We start from the raw sequence: 22,212 nt of genomic DNA on the forward strand, positions 1-22,212 counted from the left end.
AAAAACACCATCCTCTAGAATCTTTTGATTTATAAATCTCTTAATATTCCCGCAGCCTTTTCAGCCGTAAGGTCTCTCTGTGGATTGGCTAGCATCTCATATCCTACCATAAACTTTTTGACACTAGCAGATCTCAACAATGGAGGATAAAACACCATGTGTAAACCCCATTCAGGATGATCTTGCCCATCTGTGGGCGCTTGATGTATCCCTGCCGAATAAGGGAAAGATACTTCAAATAAGTTATCGTATTTTATGGTCAAAACTCTATAAGCATCAGCCAAAGAGGCCATCTCTTCATCAGACATCTTGGCAATATTTGATATCGCTGACTTAGGTGCTATCATGGCCTCAAAAGGCCAAACCGCCCAAAATGGGACTAAGACGACAAAATGTTCATTTTGATAAATGATTCTTTCTGACTTTTTGAGTTCTGCGTTCACGTAAGCCGACACCATGTCTTCACCATTTTTGAGAAAGTACGAAGTGAAGCTTTGTTGCTTTTTCAAGGGCTCATCGGGAATACTTTCTTGCGCCCAAATCTGACCATGAGGGTGTGGATTTGAACACCCCATCACTTCTCCTTTGTTTTCGAAAATTTGGACATAATCGATAAAATCAAGCTGGGAAAGTTCCAAATATTCCCTCTTCCATGTTTTAACCACTTCAAACACTTCTTGTTGCGATAGTTGCGGAATGGTTTTGGAGTGATCTGGAGAAAAACAAATCACTTTGCAAATTCCTCTTTCACTCTTTGCTTTAAAAAAATCACCATCTTCGTATTCACCACTTGGAATATCTTGTGTCAATGCCCCAAAGTCATTGGTAAAAACAAAGGTGTTTTTATAGTCTGGATTTACCTCACCTCCTACCCTAGTGTTCCCTGGGCATAAGAAACATTCAGGGTCATAAGCTACTGGCTCTGATTTGGTGATACGCTCTTGCTGTCCTTGCCATGGTCTTTTGGAGCGATGTGGGGAAACCTGAACATAGGAACCTGTAAATGGATTGAATCTTCGGTGACTGTGCTCTTCAAATGAAAACTTCATAGGGTCTAATAGGTTTGTAATTATCTAATATTTTGTGCGGGTTTCAGGTACAATTTGCATTTCCTTATTGAATTTTGTTAGGGATCGAAAGTCCTTAGCGTTGTTGCTGACTACTTTCCCAAATCAGACTTTCATATCAATATGTTTCAGCTTTTCTAAAACATACGTAGCTAATCAAGAAATACAAGGCTGAAATATCTTCATAAATCAACCAAATAAACACTCCAAATCCGTCAAAAAATAGGACTTGGAGTGCAAATTTTGATCATTTTGAAAGTTTGAGGCAAAATGAATGCATTTTGATAGAGAAAATCAGCTTCAAAGGTTTCGGGTTAGACTGATTGTCTTTGAACTTACTCACGAAGTGCTTTCTACAAGCATGATTCCATATCGGTTAGGTTCGGATGTACTCATAAACGCCAACTGGAGAATAAATTCTTAATATTTTGATGAATACCCCATTGAATTAGTATCAATCATTCACCAATGAAATCACATAGCTATAGCTATATTTCTTGTCAAGCAGCAAATACTCTCTATGCGGATACCTTCCCCAGCTATCGTCACCTCCTAGGCCACGCTGCTTCCAATCTATGTGAAGAAATACCTGATGCTTAGGTTTCAAATCAGTTGGATGCTGTTGCTTCTTGGTAAACCCTGGGTCTAAGTCTTCGACTGAAAGATTCAATGCTGAAAATGCGATTTCTTGAACCCCAGTTACTTTCAAACCTTTACCCTCACGATTGGTGAGTGTCAGCCACCTGACATCAGTCTTGTTCCCAGACTCCTGAGGTCTGATGTAATTCATATTGTATTGATTGGCAACTTTATCCTTATAGATACCTATATGTGAGCCAGACTTTCTGTCTTCATAGTTTTCCCAAGGTCCTCTTCCATAGTATTCTAGGTTATCCATGTGCCCTGGTAGTTCCATTCTCATACCGAATCGAACCAACTCTGGAAGTTCTCTTTCTGAAAAATCCATACTCGCCGTCACCCGCACTTGGCCATCATGCTGAATCAAGTAGTCCACTTGATAATCTACCATGATATTGGTCAATTGATAAGTGGAAGAAATCAAGACACCTTCGGGGTGATTGCTATCAACTTTTGAACCCAGGTGATTTTTTCCTAAATGGGCCGTTTTCCACACGCCCAGTCTGCTAGGCATATGATTTCCGAAGTCATTGTCAGTAGGAGCTCTCCAAAAATACGGTTCTGGAAAACTTCTGATGAGGCCTGGCTCTCCTTCTTTGAGTGTGTACTTTCTAAAAGCACCTCTTTTGAGATCAAATTCCCCAATAATCTCTCCTGCTTGAAAATGAAGAATGCCTTCTTTTTCTTCATGGCTAAGACTATTTGAAAGAGACCTTTCGATTTCAAAGTATGTCTTTTGGCCTACATGAAACTGTTCGGAAGCGACTTCATGGCCAGCAGGCAGTACCGCTGTTGCCTTTTTCACTTTGGCATATACATTCAAAAAGTACTCCGCATCATCTCCCATATTGGGAAGCTTGATACTGACTTTCTTCTGGCCATGTGGCTCCAGTTGTACCTCAAAATCATCTGATTGGATTGACTCACCATTCTTGAACAATTCCCATGAGAATGCAAACTGATTCAAATTTGTGAAATCAAAATAGTTTTTCACCTGTATGGTTCCATCGGTGTTAAGCTTGAAATGTATATTTTGATAGACTTTTTTTACTTCATAAAGTGAGGGGTGTGGGGTCCTATCTGCTGAGACCAGGCCATTGGCATTGAAATTCTCATCATTCTGAAAATGAAAACCACCCAAATCACCTCCATAAGCCCAGTATGGTCTGCCATTTTCATCATACGTCAAAAGTCCCTGATCTACCCAATCCCAGATAAAGCCACCTTGCATATGCTTGCTCCCCAAGATGATGTCCCAATATTTCTGGAAATTTCCCACACTATTTCCCATGGCATGCGCATACTCACACATGATAAACGGTCGCTCTTTGGTCTTGTCATCGGCATAGCGCTGCATGTGCTCTATGGAAGGATACATAGGTGCAACTATATCCGTATTGCGATGCTCTCCAGCCTGCTCGAACTGTACCGGTCTGGTCTTGTCGTTGGCTTTCAGCCAATCATAAGCATCATAGAATACAGGGCCATTACCAGACTCATTACCCATAGACCATATGATCACAGAGGTACTATTTTTGTCTCTAGCAAACATACGTTGTACCCTATCCATGTGCGCTGCTTTCCACTCTTCTAAATAAGCAGGATGTCTCTCCTTATTGAACCAGCCTTGCAGCTCTGCTCCCATTCCATGCGTCTCAATATTAGCTTCATCCACCACATATAGCCCATACTCATCACAGAGCTCATACCAAGCTGGATCATGAGGGTAGTGACTCATTCTCACCGCATTCATATTGAACTGCTTCATCAATTGAATGTCCTTGATCATGATATCACGATCTGGAACATGACCTTTTGTCTCATGGTGTTCATGTCTATTGACCCCTTTGACCAATACGGGTACGCCATTGACCATCAATTGGGCATTCTTGATTTCTATAGCTCTAAATCCTGTTCTTTTACTCACTGCTGTGAGCAATTTACCTTGATTATCCTCCAGCTTGATGAGGTATGTGTATAGATAAGGTGATTCAGCAGACCATTTTTGAACATTGTTAACTTTGCCTTCAAATTTTACACTGTTGTCAAAATTTGAAACATTTTTCTTTTGAGTGAAGACCTCTTTCCCATTTGCGTCTAACAAGACAAATGATACGCTTGCAGCCTTCACTTCATTTCCAGCTACACTTTTAAGCGCTATATTGGCGCTAAGTTCACCTGTTTTGTAATTTGAGTCCAATCCAGCTTGTATCGTAAAATCAGCAATGGAAAGTTTTGGAGTAGCTTGGAGAGAAACATCTCTTTCCAATCCACTTAACCTCCAAAAATCTTGATCTTCTAAATAGCTGCCATCATGCCATCTGAATACTTGCACTGCCAATACATTGCCTGACCTTTTCAAGTGTTCTGTGACATCAAACTCAGCGGGTGTTTTTGATGCCTTAGTCATCCCCACCTCTTTGCCATTCAAAAATATCCTTGCATAACCTGAAATTGAACCGAAGTGCAAGACAATGTGCTTATCATCCCAGCCAACAGGTAAATCAAAAGTTCTCCGATAACTTCCCACAGGATTGTAGCTATTATCTACCAAAGGAGGTCGAGCAGGAAAAGGATATGAGACATTGGTGTAGACAGGAATATCATGTCCCTCCATTTCCCAATTGGACGGTACTGAAATCAAATCCCAATCCTTATCATTGAAATTGATTTCATGAAACTGCTGAGGCCTTTGATCTGGGGTTCTTACCAAGTTAAATTTCCACTGACCGTTCAAGCTCTTATAGTAAGAGTTGAAAGCCAAATCATTTTTTAATGCTTTCTGTTCAGAATCATACTGAATGAAAAACGCCCTACCAGCTTCTTTTCCTCTATCTAAGATAGTAGGATCTTCCCATTCATTATTTTGATTTTGGGCAAATACCAAATTGCAGATCAGCAAAAGTGACATTGCGAATAAGTGCTTCATGTTTATTTTAGGTTTATTTCAACATACTGACACCACCTTCTCGAGTATACTTTAAAAGGAGTGATTTTCTAACCACTAAATTACAAAGCACCACTTCAAGCAGAGGTGACAAATTGGTCAATAAAGGTGGTCAAATAGTTCTATTACATTAAATAGGGTTAGGTTTCAATCGAATATTGGCAAATACCATGTATCTCGCCACTGAATAAGGAGTATATTTCTCAAACCTTCAGGCTATCATCTATCAATCATTAACAACACATCTTTCAATGACTGCTTCTGGTAAAAATAAGTTGGATATAGAATATGATCTTAATTTTGAAATATGGTTATGCATAACTTAAACATGTTGGCATTTTTTAATTTTCTATAGTCCATTCAGAAGGGTAAAAGCTCCCTGTGATTTGATTCTAAACACCACAGGGAAACTTGCTTCTCATGCTCAGGTTATTCTAAAACCACCCCCTCAAGAGTAGGTTCAATCACTTTGATGTATCCAGCTTCATCAAACTCCATTTTGTCTATGCAAACCTCTCTATGGAATCCTGCTGCACCACCCATATTGATCCCCTTTGGTCTATTGAACCTGTGGTAAACTATCATCCAATCGTCAGTTCCATGCACATTGATCACAGAATTGTGTCCAGTACCATAAATCCCCAATTTTGGGTTCTTTTTTAAAATCAAGTTGTTTTCTGGGATTTCCAATGGACCTAGTGGACTATCAGATATCGCATACCTCACACGATAATTTTCTGACCTTGTATCATCCTCAGACCATAGGAAGTAGTACTTACCCTTTCTGAAAAAAACCTCCACTCCCTCTCTGAATGATTCATCAGGAGTCATTACTTTAACTTGCTTTTTGTCATAACTCATTAAGTCATCATTCAAAGGAACGGCGGCTAAGTATCCATTCCCCCAATAAAGGAAAGTTTTTCCAGATTGAGGATCTTCGAAAATGTCTGGATCTATCTCTTGCCCCCCTCTTACGCCTTCTGGCTTTGAATCAACAAGTGGCTTACCCATATCCACAAAAGGCCCAGAAGGACTATCTGAAGTAGCCACACCAATTTTCTGACTAGCGGTGAAGTAGTAGAAATACTCATAATCATCCCCACGCTTGACTTCTAGCATGGTGGGTGCCCATGCATGCATATCACTCCACGAAACGTCCTTCTTCAAATCAAGAATCACAGCTTCTTCTTTCCAATCTCGAAGGTTTTCTGAAGAGAAAGTCTTGAAATAAGTCCCAGACCAGCCATCATATCCGTCACTGGTTGGGTATAGGAAGTATTTTTGCTCTTTTTCAGAATAAATAATCTCTGGATCAGCATAGTACCCTTTCAAAACAGGATTTCCATTTGCAGCTTTATCTGCATATCCATACTTAGCCAATAACCTTTCCTTTTCCTCAAGTGTGATCGGTAATACTGAGCCATGTCGTGGATGAAAATCCATGCTAATCTGCTCATCAATCACTGTGAAAGTTTCTAAATCCGTACTTTCAGTAAACTGATATGAGCCCTTCATATACACATCATACATGAGAATATACTTTTCTGAATCATTCAACTTGAAAATACCAGATCCTTCAACTGCCTCTTTGGTCTGCTGAAGGTATTCATCCTTCATTTCATATCCCTCTGTCAGCTTGTCGGATACAGCCTTCTTGAGTCCATTGCCGTGTCCTTCTGTCTTGAAGAACAAGTGATACTTACCTTCGTGAAAGATGATATCGCCATCTATACAAGATTTTCCTTCTGGATGATAAAAAAGCTGCTTCGGCTCTGATTCCAAAGCCGTAAAATCCTTGTTGGCATAGGCATAATAGATGATATCTGCTTCTCCATCAAACTGCATAGACCAGTAAACCAAATACTTACCAGCTTTGGCATCATAAATAGTTTGTGGTGCCCATACCCTTCTTACATCCTTGAAGTTCTCAGGGAAAACAGTTGGTATATGAATATTGCTATGCGTCCAATTTACCAAGTCATCGGACTTGAGAAGGATCATACTTTCATTAGTCCAGCCGTCATTTGGAACATAGAGGTCTGTCAATACCATGTAGAATGATTTGCCATCATCTGATCTTAAAATGTGCGGATCTCTTACTCCACCTTGTTTACTGATCACATCATTGTCTATTACTGGCAAGTAATTGTTCAAGGCTCGATAGGTAAATCCATCATCACTGATCGCATAGTGTACTGCTTCCTGACCTGGACCATTTCCAATAAAATAGGCAAAAAGATACGCTTCGGGCTGTATTTTTTCAGCACACGAATTGAATAATACTGCAAATGCAAGAAAATAGAGAGATAGAATAGGTTTGAGAATTTTCATTAGTATTAGTTAAGTTGGTTTTTGTAACGCTTGATAGCTTCTAAGAAATAGTAGTCTCCATAAGTAAGTGGCGTATCTACTTCTGTATTTTCTGGGATGTGGCCAACTCCATGTTTTAGTATGAATCCACCATTGGAATTTGGTTCTGCTAGGTAAGGAGCGGATGCCAAAGAGAATATCATCTTTTCTGCATCATCAAAATACCTCTTAGAATCAGGTTGGTCTACATATGTAGTCAGCTCGAGTAATGCTGCCGCTGCAATAGCTCCAGCAGAAGAATCCCTTAAGGCATCGGGGATATTAGGTGCATCAAAATCCCAATAGGGAATTTTATCAGCAGGCAAATTCGGATGATCTAACATGAAATTGGCAATTTTGACAGCTTGATCAAGGTATTTTTGATCTTTGGTAAACCTGTACATTACCGTATATCCATATAGACCCCATGCTTGACCTCTAGCCCATGCTGAATCGTCAGAATATCCCTGTGCTGTGTGTTTTTTGGTAACTTCTCCTGTTTCTGGATTATAATTCACGACATGGTAGCTGCTATTATCTTCTCTAAAATGATGCTTGATCGTGTTGTCCGCATGTGTGATAGCAATCTCTTTGTACTTGGGGTCACCAGTCTCCTCAGAAGCCCAAAACAAAAGCTCTAGATTCATCATATTATCGATGATCACGAGGTAATCTCCTTCTTTGGAATCCCAAGACTTGATCAATCCAACATTTTCATCAAATCTTGAGCTCAAAGACGCTGCACTTTGAATCAAAATATCTTTATACGCTTCCTTTGGAGCAATTTCAAGGGCATTTCCAAAGCTACAAAACATCATGAATCCAAGATCATGCGTTGTTGTATTGTGCTTTTCCTTTTCTAAAATAGACAAGATCCTCTCTGCTTCTTCCAACAGCTCTTTGTCTTGATTCTGCTCATACATGTACAGAAGAGAACCAGGGTAGAACCCACTACACCACCAGCCAGACCCAGATGTTTCTAACTTATCGCTATTTGCATGGTAAGTTTTTGGAAACCGCTGGTCTGGAAGTATCTCTTTCAAATATTTGTATTGATCTGTAGACTGCTGAATTACTGTCTCTAATGTTGCTAACCTGTCATCTTGAACCTCAGTTTTACTTTGTGCTGTACAAGCTGCAAAACAGATACCCGTTCCGATCACTAGATATGTCAAAAGTCTTTTCATTTTGGTAAGTTAGTTTGATTTGATTTGATTTAAATGTTTTATCTGTAGTACGGTTACTGGAGAAGATTTATGGTCAGCAAGTCCTTCTCCATCAATCTGAGTTACTTTTTGTACAAAAAGATGAAGTTCTTTTTCATCCTTCCATCTGGAAATGTCTAGCGTTGGCTCCCATTGACCAACATCCTCTGAACTGAGCGCTGTCATTTTCCATCTTTTTGATTTTCCATAGACTAGTAAGACCTTTCCTCCAAACTCTTCATCTCGATAGATCAAGTACATTACTCCTTTATGATCCACTAGAAGCTGTGGGCGGGAGATAGGAATTCTTTTGGTGCCACCACCTGCCAGGTCAAAAAATTGACTCCTATGGTTAGGGCTCACTTTCTTCCATGCCTTTCCCCTTTGATAGATCACCTGAAGCTGTGTCACTTGATTTCCAACGCTATCCATCCAATATGTTGCTATATAGGGTTTACCCTTTTTATCGGTTGTGATCGCTGTTTGATTGATCAAATTGCTATTTTGTGGAATCCTCCAAGCATAAGTTGCTGTGTTTTGCTTGATAGGTAAGGCATATTTTTCACCCAAATGATTCTCCCAAGTATGTCCTTTATCTTTCGAAATGGCATAGGCCATGTCGTGATTGGTCTCTACATCCCAAGATTCTCTCCACACCCAACTCAGATGGATATACCCTTTACCATCTATACAAGCTTGCCAATAAGCACTTCTTTCAGCTTCTCCATCTATCAAGTTTCTATGTATTTGTCTCCACGATTGAGTAGTCAAATCATAATGATTGATAACTAGATTGCCTCTTCCAGATCCACCTGATCGATACATCATGATCAAGTCTCCATCAGGAAGTCGGTGAAACTCCGGGTAAGTAACATGGCTTTCCTCACTACCAGTCAATGATTCCATATCGCCCATTTCTAACCCATATGGCTCAATACTTCTGGCATAATTGAGCTGATTGTCGTGGTGATCCCAAGACATGTGTAGGAACCCGTCTCCATCCAATACAATGCTAATAGCATTATGAGCATCTTTGACATTCCCAGTAAATGCGGTGGTTTCGGTTTGCCAAACTTTTTCATCAAGATTTCTTTTAGCAAGTACAACCTTCCCATCAGGATCATAATAAGCAGCGAATTGCAATCCATCTTTACTATCTAGGGCGTTTCTTCTAAAGATTACCGTGTTGACAGAGTTCCCCGCCCAACCCTCTCCTATTGTAGAGATTTTGATCAGATCATTTTGGTGATCTTGAGCCATGCAATTGACACATTGAAAGGAAATCCAGAAGATGAGGTAAACAAATGCGTTGATACATTTCATCTTAAATAGCTTTATCAATTATCACCTTTTGACCTCCCCATATTTTTCGTTGTGTCCAAGACTCCGCAGGATCAGCCCAGAAGCTTGACTGCTCTGGCAACCCAAGTACCAAAAATACTTGAGCGCATAAATACAAGCTGCCAGTAGAAATGTATGGTTCGGCAATCTCTGGCTGAGCCCCATTGAAGCCTAACTTCAACCAGCCGTTTTGATCAAACATGGTTTCGGATTCAAAATGCTTATTTACTATGGCCAATATTGCTCCTCGAACCTGTGCTGGTGATACTCCTTCAGGCAATTTTTCCCAAAGTGCCACTTGAGAGAGTGCTTGAAATGCCCCAAACCTGTACGCCATAGATCTTCCTATCACAGGGTAAGTCCCCTCAGGAGAAATTAGCCTCTCTTGGATAGCTGCATATCTTTGGGCTCTTTTTAGAAAAAGTTCATAGTCTAACTTGTTCCCTTTCCCAGTCTCTAACAGCGTCTTGCTGATATCTAGGAGCATAGGTTGAATTACAAAGCTATTGTAATAGTCAAAATGAAAATCAGGGCCATCTCCATATACACCATCACCTAAGTACCATTCTTTGTGCTTATTCAAGGCATAGGCTATCCTAACCATATCTCCATCTCCATCAAACTTCAGCAGGGCTGCTTCTATCATACCTGTAAACAATAGCCAGTTGCTGTAATATGGACTGATCTTACGGGTAGCGCGAAGCGCATCAATTGTCTGACGCTTGGTGACCTCATCTAGTCTTTCCCAGAGCTGAGTAGGTGCTCTCAATAATCCTTGAGCCAGAAAAGCCGCATCAACCAGAGGCTGACCATGATCTGTAAAGTTCATAAAGTCATTTGCCTTAGGGTCAGTAGCATGCTTTAACGATTGGTGAATCATCAATATATACTTCTCTCTTAGCTTCCCTTCAGTAGTCTCATCTGGCCCCAATTCCAGCCAAGGAGCCATACCAGCTACCAGTCTTCCAAATGCCTCCAAATAAGTTACCTTATCCCTATCGCCATAAGCATTTGGAGCAACCTCTATGGGCATAGTAGCTTTCAATCTATCTTGGCTCAAATTCACCAAGACAGGATCAGCTATTTTAGTCAATTGATCTATAAATAAGGATCTTTCGGTGGTAGTTTGGGCTAGTGAAGTTTGGACTACAAAAAGAATAAGTGTACTAAAGACATATATTTTTGATTTGATCATAATTAATTAGGTAAAATATAGAATGAAGCCCTGAGGAATCTCTGAACTTCATTCTATTCAACTTGAGCTTTAAATGTTAAAATTAATGATTAAGGAGGTATAAAAGAATTAATATCCATCATTTTGCCTTAAAACAGCATCCTTATTCAAATCAATTTCTGATTGAGGGATTGGAAGCTTCATGTGAAAATCTTGTAAACCATCAGTGGTTTCAATTTCTCCATTGGCTAAAGGTGTAGTACCTGTAAGCCTTCGGGCCCTCTCTACCAAAGTACCAGTCCTTACCAAAGTCATTCTTCTATTTTCCTCCGCAAGCAGTTCCCTAGCTCTTTCATCCAGTATAAAATCAAGTGTAATCTGACTGGATGTAACTAAAGGAGCATTTGCCCTTTCTCTCAATACATTGATATCTGCTGCTGCACCTGCCAAATCTCCAGTTTTCATTCTAGCCTCTGCACGAAGGAGGTAGGTTTCCCCTAATCTCATTACCATGAAATCCTTCCACATGGCATAGCCAAAAACATCCCTTACATCAAATTCTCCCCACTTCATTGAATATGGAGCCATTCTCCAAATCGTATCAGCCTGAAAGATTCTAATTACATTTCCATTGGCCAGTGTAATATCTCTATTTTGACCATAGGGAACTTCTTGCCCCCTTATGTTATCATATGCGGACCCTTGATTATTAAAATAAAGCTTCCTTTTGATATTAAATTGGGAGTTTCTGACATCTTGATCGTCATACAAACCATACAAGACCCAGTTGTTCAAGCGTACTCTGGCAATTCCTCTTCCTCCCAAAGAGTCAGCTGGCTCCATCCCAGGCACATCATAGTATCCACCAACCCATATCCTTCTTTGCTGCGGTGCTCCAAATCCTCCTCCTGAGACATCAGCTGGGTTTTCCATTTCGAGAACCCAAATAGCCTCTGTATTCCCTTGACTTCTACGCTGATTTCCTTTGATAAACATGTCTGAGAAGTGATCTCCTGGAAGACTAGACCTCACCCCGTACCGTTGTCTTACAAGCGAGTATCTTCCATTGTTAATTATTGTAGATGCTTGTACCTCCGCTTCAGCGGGTTTATCTAATCTCAAGTAAACCTCAGCTAACAATTGATGAGCTATCATTTTATTGATTCTACTTTCATTCCTTGCCGATCCCGCATTTGGTAAAAACTCAGTGGCAAAAAGCAAGTCTTGTTCTATAACTGCATTTACTTCATTTGCCGGTGTTCGTACAAAATCCGTTTTTGGAGCAGTAAGTGGTGCTGTCAATAGGGGAACATCACCATAAAGCGTTACCAACATATTGTATGCATAAGCTCTAAAAAACCTTGCCTCAGCATTGAAAGCACTAATCTCAGCGGCTGTCATACCCGTTGGGTTATTGTTTTCTGCGGCATCGATTAACAAATTAGCATTATTAATCAGCACATATAAGGAACTCCAAATCTTTCTTGCGGCAGGATCCAAAGAGTTCATTTGAGAATAACTAAAATAAGATCTAGAATCCCCATTTGATCTTCCTGAAGGTGCCCAAAGTATATCGGTGCCTACATGCCACATGGCTTGGATCGTTTGATCTTGATCATTGGTATACATAGAAATAAAATGTCTATGAAGCCCAATAGCAGATGCTTCAAACCCTAACCTATCATTCAACGACTCTGGAGCATACCTATCTAGGACTTTCTCGTCTAGAAATGAGTCGTCACATGCTGTCATCCCCAATAGGATCAAGCAGAAAATTCCTATATGAATAATATTATTTTTCATTGCTTCAATTTTTAAAGTGTGAGGTTAAGACCAATAGATACTGTGCGAACCAAAGGATAATTATTGGTCCAATTCCCTGATCCCCTTGGTAAAAAATTCATTTCAGGATCCCACCCAATCCAGTTTGTAAAAGTGTGCAGGTTTCTACCTGCCATATATAAAGTCAAACCTTCAATTTTGTACCTTGACAAAAAGTCCTGAGGTACGACATAGCTTAACCTTACATCTTTTACTCGTAAGAAACTATAATCTTCTGCAAACTGATATCCTCTGTAGTTTCTAAAAGCTCCTAATCCTGGCCAGTAATTGTCTTGGTTTTCAGGAGTCCAGTAGCCAATATCTTCAGGAATATTTCTTCTTCCTGCCTCATCTGCATACGATAAGTCAGTATTTGATTTCAGGCCTCCTCTTACCGCTTGAAGGAAAATCGATAAGCTGAAATTCTTGTATCTAAAAGTATTGGTGAGTCCTCCAATCCATCTTGGGTCACGCTGACCTAAGATAACTCTATCCTCTGCATTGATAATTCCATCGCCATTCTGATCCCTGTACTTCAGGTCTCCAGGTCTAGCTACAGGATCATGATTTGCAACATCCTCACCTACTTGCCAAATGCCAATCTTCTCGTAATCAAACACAACACGTAGAGGTTGTCCAATAAACCAGCCATTCCCAATATCATCTCTTCCGTCTCCATACAGTTCAAGGATCTCATTTCTGTACCTTGAATAATTCAAAGAAGTCTCCCATGAAAAATTTTGGTTTTCAATATTTACCGTATTCAAAGTAAATTCAAAGCCCACATTCTGCATTTTACCTAGATTCGTCCAAACATTTCCATAACCTGTAATGTTCGGAAGGTTTCTTCTTAATAGAATATCATTGGTAACAGTTTTGTAGGCTTCAATAGATCCTCTTACCCTGTTTTGAACAATTCCAAAATCCAAGGCCAGGTTGGTAGCTGTGGTTGTTTCCCAATTTAGGTTTGCATTCCCAAGGTTATTGTAGAGTACTCCAACCAGCGGGGTGCCATTGAATGGAAGCAAGAAAGTGTTTGCTGTTGTTGCTGTTTGATTGACACCGATCGCTTGGTTTCCGGTCTGTCCATGAGATAGCCTCAACTTTAATTCACCAACTGAGCTTGCATTTGCCATGAAATTTTCATTGTGGATATTCCAACCTACTGCGACTGAAGGGAAAAACCCATACTTGCTTGTGTTTGCTCCAAAAGCAGAATATCCATCTCTCCTTCCTGTGAAGGTCAATAAATACCTACTCTGGTAAGCATAATTCACTCTTGCCATTTGAGAAAGTAAGGTATATCCATTACCCTCTGAACCAGCCTGCTGCGTAGATCCTGCACCTAGGTTATAAAAAGAAAGTGCATCATTGGTAAAAATCCTTGAAGAAGCAGTTGTTCGAAAATGATCTACTTTCTGAGCACTGTACAATCCAGTGAAATCTATTCTGTGACCGTTAAATTCTTTTGAATAAGTCAAAATATTTTCCAAAACCCAGTTAGTTCTTTCTGTGTTTGAAACATTGGCTGTACCATTCAAATCATTGAATTGTCGGCCAGTATATTGGGCAAACCTATCTATGTTATACGTATAATTCCCATTTAATCTATAAGTCAATCCAGGAATAAAATCTGGGGTAATATCAACATAAGCACCACCTGACAATGTTTTTTGTCTATCTTCCCTATCTACAGTCAAACCAAGCATTGGGTTCAAAAACAATTGCTCTGGAGCCATCGGGAAAATGATATAGTTATCATTATCATCAGTAGGTCTTGAATAAGGACTCATGGCTGTTGCAAGCAAAAGATTTACCCTACCCCCATCTGAATTTCTATCAGTAAAAAAAGCACTTGTACCAACCTTAATTAAGTTATTAATTTTGGCATCAAGATTTGTTCTAAATGAAGCTCTTCCAAATTGATAACCTTGAACAACTCCTTCTTGGTCAACTTTGGAACCAGAAACAAAATATTGAACATTCTCTGTACCACCTGATATACTCAAGTTGTGCTCAGTAATCCTGCCAGTTTGAGAAGCAACATCAAGCCAATCTGTAGTAATTCCATTTTCATAGTTCTCTACTTCGGCTGCATTGGGAAGAATATTGGTCATGGAGAGGTTATTTGCAATCAAAAAATCCTCATATTTCTGAATATATTGATCAGGACCCATAGGTCTCAATACATTCGCAATTCCTTCAAAACCTGTATAGGCGTTATAATTTACCCTTGGCTTTCCTGTAGCCACTCCACCTCTTTTCGTAGTAATCAAGATTACCCCATTTGCTCCTCTTGTACCATAGATAGCCACAGCAGAAGCATCTTTGAGAATCTCAATAGACTCGACATCCGTAGGGCTGATGTCGTTGATACTACCAAAAAATGGCGAGCCATCAACTACCAAAAATGGACTAGTATTGGCATTAATGGAATTCACTCCCCTTATTTGCAATCCACCTGTACTCCCTGGAACAGACGATTCCTGGGTAACTTGTAGTCCTGCTGTAGTTCCTTGAATCGCTTGTGTTATATCAGTAACTGGAAGGTTTGATAATCTATCTTTAGGAACTGAAGCAACCGATCCTGTAATATCAGAACGCTTTTGTGTTCCATAACCTACTACCACCACTTCGTCTAATTGACTGATATCTTCATTCAAAAAGACCTCTATATAACTTTTATTGTTTAGACTCACTTCTTGCTGAGAAAAACCAATAAAAGAAACTGTCAAAATAGCTGTAGATGAATTTACGTTTATCTTAAAATTCCCATCTACATCTGTAACGGTCCCATTATTTGTACCTTTTTCTATTACTGTGGCCCCTGGAACAGGCTCTCCAGTTTTAGCCTCCTTAATCACTCCTTCTATAGCAATAGACTGATTTTGAGCATAAGCATCTACAAAAACACCGTAGATGAAAATTGAAAGGAGCAAAATCCTTCGTATAATTATTTTCATAATTTAAATTGGGTTTAGGTTAATTTATCATTTCATTTCATGGTCAATTTTAGATTGACAAGCATCAATTTTCAATTAATTTTCACATAGGCATTGAAGTTTTTTCTTATAATTTGGATAAGACAGAAGATCTAAACTGTATAATTTCATTTCTCAGACTTTCCTTGCAGTAATTATTGTAATTAAAAACAAAAAATCTAAATTTAACGGAGATTTAACGGTATCTTTAACCGTTAAAAACACCCCTCAAACGTTGTAAAGAAGGATTTTCTTCTCGATTAACTAAACCCTAAATTTTCCAAAATGGATAAATCTGATCAACTGAATGCTCTTCAGAAAGTACTTTCAAATAAGATTTTCTCTAAATCTCCCTCTACTTCTATGCTTCTGAAGTATCTGGTAGAAGCATCATTGGCCAATAAGGACCTGAAAGAGAATATTATCTCTGTAGAACTTTATGGAAAAGACTATGCAGATGAAAAAAGTGCTGCCCATATGCGGGTGAATATTTATCATTTGAGAAAAAAACTAGAGAAATACTATGCTTCTGATGGTAAAAATGACAACATAAAGCTCGTCATCGAAAAAGGACAATACCATGTAGAATTCATAGAGCGAGCCAACGACCCCAAGGTTATCATTGAAAAAAGGAGAAAAAAAAGATACTTTTTCCTAGCCGCTTCTCTTATTCTTCTCTTAATCATTGGATTCTCTGTGTACAACAATGGAAAAACGCCACTATGGCATAGCTATTTTTCAAACAACATGTCTACCACCCTATTTGTGGGTGATTTTTTTGGAGTCATGGGCATCACTGTTACTGGCAGGAATGGTTGGAATCGAGACTATGATATTAATAATTTACAGGACTATTATACCTTCTTAGAAGAAAATCCTGATAAGAAAGACTTTGTTTACCCTGCCAACTACCCCTATGTCACTGGCCTAGCTGCCATAGGAACACTAAACATTTCTAGGGTTTTTCATGCAAATAAAAGTGATTTTGATATCAGGTTCACTTCGCAGACTTCCATCAAAGATATCTCTCAAGTAAACTCAATCTATATAGGTCCAGTGAAAAACAAAAATATCTTTCTGGATCTTTTCAATGATAAAAACTCAAAGTTCAAAATAGATCAATATACGATATCATATAAAAATAGTGTTGTAGAAAAAGACACACTAATCAACCTCAGTATAGGAGATGGTACCCAATACGAACACGCAGTGGTGTCTCGGATGAAAGGCCCAAATGGTACAGAGCAATTCGTCTTTTTCTCAGATCATGATATTGGTGTCAAGGCTACTACTGAAAAGTTTGCCAATGAAGATTGGATCAAATCTACCTTTTTTGAAATGATCGGTGAGCAAGTAGATTACTTCACAGCACTTTTTCTTGTTAAAGGAAAAGAGCGAACCAACCTCGAGCTTGAACTCCTGCTCTGGGATAAGTTGTAAAATAAAAATTCCCTAATCGAGATTTTAGCCTAACTATATTTCTCAATCAGGGAATTTTTTCATTTCATTTTGATCACGATTTGATCTATCGACTATTCCAAATGTTATGTCTTTTAATAAGCTCGCATTGTTGAACATAGCTTTCGTTAAAGTTATGTTCAAAGAAAAACAAATTAGACTGCTTAGCTTTAAGCTTGGTGTTTAACCGAAGCCTTAGATCATTAACCCTATATTTATCAAAGCTTGACCCTGAAGACATTTACAGAATATGGTTTAAGCTCAGTTTTGACTACCCTTTTTTGAATTTCTACTGATTTCTCTTCTGGAGCAATTTTCTTAGGCTCTTTCAATGAATGAGCCACATCCAATTGGTCTGACTGTAATTCAATCCATGTGGCATTTTTCCCTTTTACATTCCCACTAAACTTGATATCAAAAGCTCGAATCTCTGCATTGGTATTTACTATTTTAAAGATAATTTCTTTAGCTTTCTCATCTATTGTAGCGGAAGCGTACATTCCATCTTCACCAGCTACAGTATTCCCATTGGCTGTAATCGTCGCGGTATGTGTACCAGGGTTAGTGGAAAATAACTTTTGCACATAGTAATTCGGAGTAGCATAAACACCTAAATTATCAAACCATATCATATCTGGCGCCCATTGCCATCCATCTACATGTGCCAGTAGCGGCGCGTAGGAAGCCAATCGAACGATATCTGCATTTCTTTCCAAACCAGTCATAAAAGCTGCCTCTGAAAGCGCCGCTTCCCAATTATTCTTTTTCAATGCATCTTTTTCAGTGGTGGAATGAGCCGCATATTCTCCAGCAAACACCTTTGGACCATTCCTATCATAGTTATCGTACCTTCTCGCACTCTCCAAAAACCACTCTGGAGACTTGTAGTAATGCTCATCTATCAACTCCGCATTTCTAGCGGTCAATTCTTTCCATAAGTAATCAAACTCATGTCCATCTGGAGATGGACCAGAAGTAGAGACGATAATCATTTCTGGATAGGCAGACTTGATGGCCTTTTCAAACACATCCGCTCTTTCAATATACTGTGGCCCCCAGTTTTCATTACCAACGCCGATATATTTTAAATCAAAGGGTTCTGGATGCCCCATGGCTGCACGCTTTGCACCCCAAGCCGTCTCTACTGATCCATTGGCAAACTCTATCAAGTCCAAGGCGTCTTGAACATATTCATCAAGCATATCCAAGGGTACGATTTCTCCAGAATTATACTGGCAAGCTAGTCCACAGCTCAAAATTGGTAATGGCTCAGCACCCAAATCCTCTGCCAATTGGAAGTACTCAAAAAAGCCTAAGCCGAATGATTGAAAATAATCTGGTGCATTGCGATGGGCAAACTCTATGTTCCAGCGATTGATCATCGTGCCTCGATCTTTCATCTCACCTATAGTATTTTTCCACTGGTAACGGTTTTCCAAATCAAAACCTTCGACAATACAGCCTCCTGGGAATCTTAAAAAGCCAGGATTCATATCAGCAAGGAGCTGCACGATGTCCTTTCGAAGTCCACGCTTTCGACCTTTCCATGTATCTTCAGGGAAAAGTGAAATCATATCAATATCAAGCTCACCCTCACCTTCCAATAATATCTTAAAATTCACTTGATCGGCTGTTTCGGACGCAGTCAACATCACTTCATATTCTTGCCAGTCCCTGGTAAGCCCTTCGATATTTACATCTGCCAAAATGTTTCTCCCTTTTGCCAACTGGGCTTTGAGTGATAAGTTTTCACCTTTGGCAATTCTGGCCATAAATGTAAGCCTGTAATTTGCATTAGCCTTCACGGCCATACCACGAAATCCAGCATTGGACATACCGAAAACGCCCTCCTCATTCAATCGCTGCATTTGAAGAAATTTCTTATTCTTACTTTCATCCAAGTGTGGCTTAGTATAATGGTATCCCATAGCACCTTGCTCTTGGATCCTCTGCCATCCCATAAAGGGAGAAGGAAATTCAAAAGAATAATTCTTGATCATTTCGGCATATAAACCACCGTCGGCTGCAAAATTGATATCTTCAAAAAATAATCCCCACATGTCTGGAGCTATGCTTGCCCCTTTACTTTTCAAGTCTACTTCAAAGGCACTAATCTTCTGCTGGGCATACACTCCCCAGCAAATCCCTATCGCAAACAATAGGGAAAAGGTAATTCTCTTCATGATGTTGATGTTTTAAGGTTTATTATTTGATTCTATAACACCAAAGATATAAATTAAATGTAATTATTACACTTATAAGAAATGAATTATGAAGAGGCAGTATGGTAGCTTATAGCATAATCAAATTCAAAGATTAGCTCCCTAATTTTTCAATAGCTGTAATGAACTGTCATTGATTTCAAAATCAAATTGATTGAGCATCCTGATGATCTCGGCACCTGCTGCGATCACAGGTCCGTAGCCATGAGCGGCATATTTGTTTACAGGTCTGTGGTAATAGAATGCTGGATCGAAAGCCATTCCAGTACCTACACATGTTCCTTCCACTTGACCTTCTTCATTGACCATGGTGGATACAGCGTTCCATGCCAAAAGTGCCATTGGTGCATAAGCCAATTCATCAATCCATCCTTCATTGACTGCTGCTGCGATACAGTATGCATAGATCGCTGTGGCAGAGGTTTCCAAGTATGAATCGTTTTTGTCCAAAAGTTGATGCCAAAAGCCTGAACCAGACTGTATTGCCGCTAAACCTTTGATATGCTGATGTAAAAGATCCATTACCATTTTCCTACCAGGATGCTGCTCTGGAAGAACTTTCAGTACTTCTACCTTAGTCAAAAGTGCCCAGCCATTTGCCCTTGCCCAATGAAATTCTGGGTGCACTTCCATACCTTCAACCCAGCCATGCATGTAAAGCCCCTTCTTTTCATTGAACATTCGTTTAGAAAATAAGCTGATTTGCTTTATAGCTTCATCAAAATACTTTTGATTACCAGTCTTTTTACCCATCTGGGCTATAGCAGGAACACTCATGTACAGGTCATCTAGCCAAAGCGTATTTTTAAGAGGTCTATTTCTTGCTAGAGTCCCGTCTGACAACCTGAACTCTTTGGTAAGAATATAATCCATAAAATTGTTGACCATGGGATTTAAATCAGCATCTATCCCCGAAGCTTCTGTTTTGATAAATGCAGCGCATAAGGCACCACAATCATCTAAAGCTCCTGGCTTTACTATGGAATGTAAGGCATGCTTACCATCACCCATTTTCTCAAATCTTGGATACCAGTCAGCTAAAAATTTCACACGATCCTTGGTGTAGTCGGTGTAGGCAGCGTCACCTGTTACTTCTCCTGCCAATAGCATCGCAGCGTAAGTGACTCCCCATTCATAGCTTAAAAGCCTAAAATCCCCTTTTTTCAATATAGATTTTTCATCAACTTGATCATAATCGCTTATTTCATCTCCACCTTCTTCAGTCAGCATTTCTGCAAACGTCACTTTTTCCAAATAATCCCTCACCCTATCTATCACCATTTTCACTTCAGAAGCTTCTGGTGCACCATATGGGGTAGGATAATCAGGCTGCAGCAGATGAAGGGGTGTGTTGCTATCATTCATCTCCTTCTCCCTAGTCTCGCCTGGAGCTTGCTCTTCTGATTTCTGAGATTGTGGCTGACAATTGAGCATCAAGACAGCCAAGCAAAAGATAAAAAAGATTGATTTGACATTAAAGGTTATGCTTTCCATTTTCTTTGACAGGGTTTATTTGTTTTATCAAAGCTCAAAAATAGCTTATTACTCCAAAAAACTTTCCTGTACTGTCGGAGCACATTTGAAAACAGATGCTAAGCATTTGTTTCTTAGCATATCTTTTGATTTGTTTTAAGTACTGGACATACAGTCCAACTGACATTCAACCATTCCGCTCATGTAGCCACACATATAAGCGATAAGGCATAAACCTATGACACCCATTAAAATCCAAAAAGCAACCTCCAAATACTTCATAAAGTAGGTCATTTATTCTTCTGTTTATTGATTGATCCTATTTTCACTTTTTACAGTTCTAGCACTTGAAAAAGTTTACCTTCTTAAATGAAAGTAAACTGACACAGCCATCAGTACTAAGGGTTCTCCTGTTACCGCATCACTTCCAAGTACCAACTTCTATCTTTCTCCAACCGCGTAGGCAATTAGTAAAGACAAAAGAAGTGGTCTCAAATGCTTTTTCATTCCTTTGATAGTTTAATCAAATTTTCATTAAAAATTAACGATAACAAGCAGTTGCTAACTAATTGACCATTCTTAATAAACTCATAATAAAGTTAGTCAAATTATGAGAAACTACAGCTTGTAATATACTCCTGCTCATTAAGGTAACCCATCCCCAAATATATCCAAAGGTGAAAGATCCTGAAAATGAAACAAACTCAAATCCTACTTTCAAATTGTTCGACACATGAATCCCATGAACCAAGCCAAATAAAAGCGCAACAAACAAGACACTGGGATTTCCAAGATTGATTTTAAAGATTGTAAACTTATCCTTGAATGATTTAAGCAAAAGACCCAATAAAATTGCTCTAAACATGAGTTCTTCATCAATCCCTGGCATTGTTACTTGAAATACAAGGGTTTCAAAATCAAAAGCTTTTGAAGTGTCGAAATAAGAAAACATTGCAATAGCTAAAGGAACGGTAGACCATAAAATGGTCTTTTTCAACAATTTATTATTTTGCTTAAAACGAATAAAATCAAAGGGCTTAATTTTTATTCGTAAAAGTAAATACACCAATCCCCCAAATACAACCGAGTAAAACTTACCTGACCAATTCCATTTACTTTTAACAAGGCTCAAATCACTGATCTCTAATGGTAGTTTAAGGACTATTTGATAAACTACAAAAATAATTGAAACCAAAATCAAAGTTTTAATGCAAGAACGGTTTTTCGTGAAAAAAATCATAAGTGGAGAAAGAACTAAAATCGGTAAAACACTTTCTAAAAAAAACCTCATTTCAAACACCCCGTCCTGCTAAGTACGTTCCAAATTTTTCTCCATAATGGAAAAACAAATAAGTCAAGGTGCTTACAAAGACTATGCTCCATACAATCAATACGCAAATTAGAAATCTTGTAACTACTCAGGTTTTAATTTAGCTATATGATTTAGATTTTCTAAGATATTTCCCGAACGTTTGATCAGGGTATCCACGACGGATCTTATAACACAGAAGTTTTCAGCTCCATTGTTGGATTTG

Annotated in this window: 12 protein-coding genes; 1 reads left to right on the forward strand and 11 read right to left on the reverse strand. The window is 39.0% G+C overall.

The window, feature by feature from the left end; all coding sequences use genetic code 11:
• Window positions 1-29 precede the first annotated feature (29 nt).
• The 8 genes from MM239_RS14040 to MM239_RS14075 all read right to left on the reverse strand — a co-directional run bounded on the left by MM239_RS14040 (window position 30) and on the right by MM239_RS14075 (window position 15,506).
• A complete protein-coding gene (locus MM239_RS14040; RefSeq protein WP_241348880.1) occupies window positions 30-1,049 on the reverse strand; it encodes a UDP-glucose--hexose-1-phosphate uridylyltransferase in 1,020 nt (339 codons plus the stop codon).
• Window positions 1,050-1,521: 472 nt separating this feature from the next.
• Complete coding sequence (locus MM239_RS14045; protein WP_241348881.1) at window positions 1,522-4,635, reverse strand: glycoside hydrolase family 2 TIM barrel-domain containing protein; 3,114 nt, start codon at window positions 4,633-4,635, stop codon at window positions 1,522-1,524.
• Between the two features lie 447 nt (window positions 4,636-5,082).
• On the reverse strand, window positions 5,083-6,984 hold the full coding sequence (locus MM239_RS14050; RefSeq protein ID WP_241348882.1) for a family 43 glycosylhydrolase: 1,902 nt from the start codon (window positions 6,982-6,984) through the stop codon (window positions 5,083-5,085).
• A gap of 5 nt (window positions 6,985-6,989) precedes the next feature.
• On the reverse strand, window positions 6,990-8,189 hold the full coding sequence (locus MM239_RS14055; RefSeq protein ID WP_241348883.1) for a glycoside hydrolase family 88 protein: 1,200 nt from the start codon (window positions 8,187-8,189) through the stop codon (window positions 6,990-6,992).
• Window positions 8,190-8,198: 9 nt separating this feature from the next.
• Entirely contained in the window at window positions 8,199-9,467 is a 1,269-nt protein-coding gene (locus MM239_RS14060; RefSeq protein WP_241348884.1) for a BNR repeat-containing protein, read from the reverse strand.
• Between the two features lie 64 nt (window positions 9,468-9,531).
• Window positions 9,532-10,743, reverse strand: coding sequence for a DUF2264 domain-containing protein (locus MM239_RS14065; protein ID WP_241348885.1), 1,212 nt, complete (start codon window positions 10,741-10,743; stop codon window positions 9,532-9,534).
• A 108-nt stretch (window positions 10,744-10,851) separates the two neighbouring features.
• Window positions 10,852-12,525 carry a RagB/SusD family nutrient uptake outer membrane protein gene (locus MM239_RS14070; protein ID WP_241348886.1) on the reverse strand — a complete coding sequence of 558 codons (1,674 nt, stop codon included), beginning with the start codon at window positions 12,523-12,525 and terminating at the stop codon, window positions 10,852-10,854.
• 11 nt (window positions 12,526-12,536) lie between these two features.
• Window positions 12,537-15,506, reverse strand: coding sequence for a SusC/RagA family TonB-linked outer membrane protein (locus MM239_RS14075; protein WP_241348887.1), 2,970 nt, complete (start codon window positions 15,504-15,506; stop codon window positions 12,537-12,539).
• 303 nt (window positions 15,507-15,809) lie between these two features.
• Here MM239_RS14075 and MM239_RS14080 point away from each other — a divergent pair, with 303 nt between their 5' ends.
• Window positions 15,810-16,964, forward strand: coding sequence for a helix-turn-helix domain-containing protein (locus tag MM239_RS14080; RefSeq protein WP_241348888.1), 1,155 nt, complete (start codon window positions 15,810-15,812; stop codon window positions 16,962-16,964).
• A 236-nt stretch (window positions 16,965-17,200) separates the two neighbouring features.
• On the opposite strand, the gene MM239_RS14085 is transcribed toward MM239_RS14080, so the two are convergent.
• The 3 genes from MM239_RS14085 to MM239_RS14095 all read right to left on the reverse strand — a co-directional run bounded on the left by MM239_RS14085 (window position 17,201) and on the right by MM239_RS14095 (window position 21,674).
• Entirely contained in the window at window positions 17,201-19,165 is a 1,965-nt protein-coding gene (locus MM239_RS14085; protein WP_241348889.1) for an alpha-L-arabinofuranosidase C-terminal domain-containing protein, read from the reverse strand.
• 141 nt (window positions 19,166-19,306) lie between these two features.
• Window positions 19,307-20,698, reverse strand: coding sequence for a glycoside hydrolase family 88/105 protein (locus MM239_RS14090; RefSeq protein ID WP_394801509.1), 1,392 nt, complete (start codon window positions 20,696-20,698; stop codon window positions 19,307-19,309).
• Between the two features lie 544 nt (window positions 20,699-21,242).
• Complete coding sequence (locus MM239_RS14095) at window positions 21,243-21,674, reverse strand: CPBP family intramembrane glutamic endopeptidase (protein WP_241348890.1); 432 nt, start codon at window positions 21,672-21,674, stop codon at window positions 21,243-21,245.
• Window positions 21,675-22,212 lie beyond the last annotated feature (538 nt).

This window comes from Belliella filtrata, assembly GCF_022549775.1.
Taxonomy (GTDB): Bacteria; Bacteroidota; Bacteroidia; order Cytophagales; family Cyclobacteriaceae; genus Belliella; species Belliella filtrata.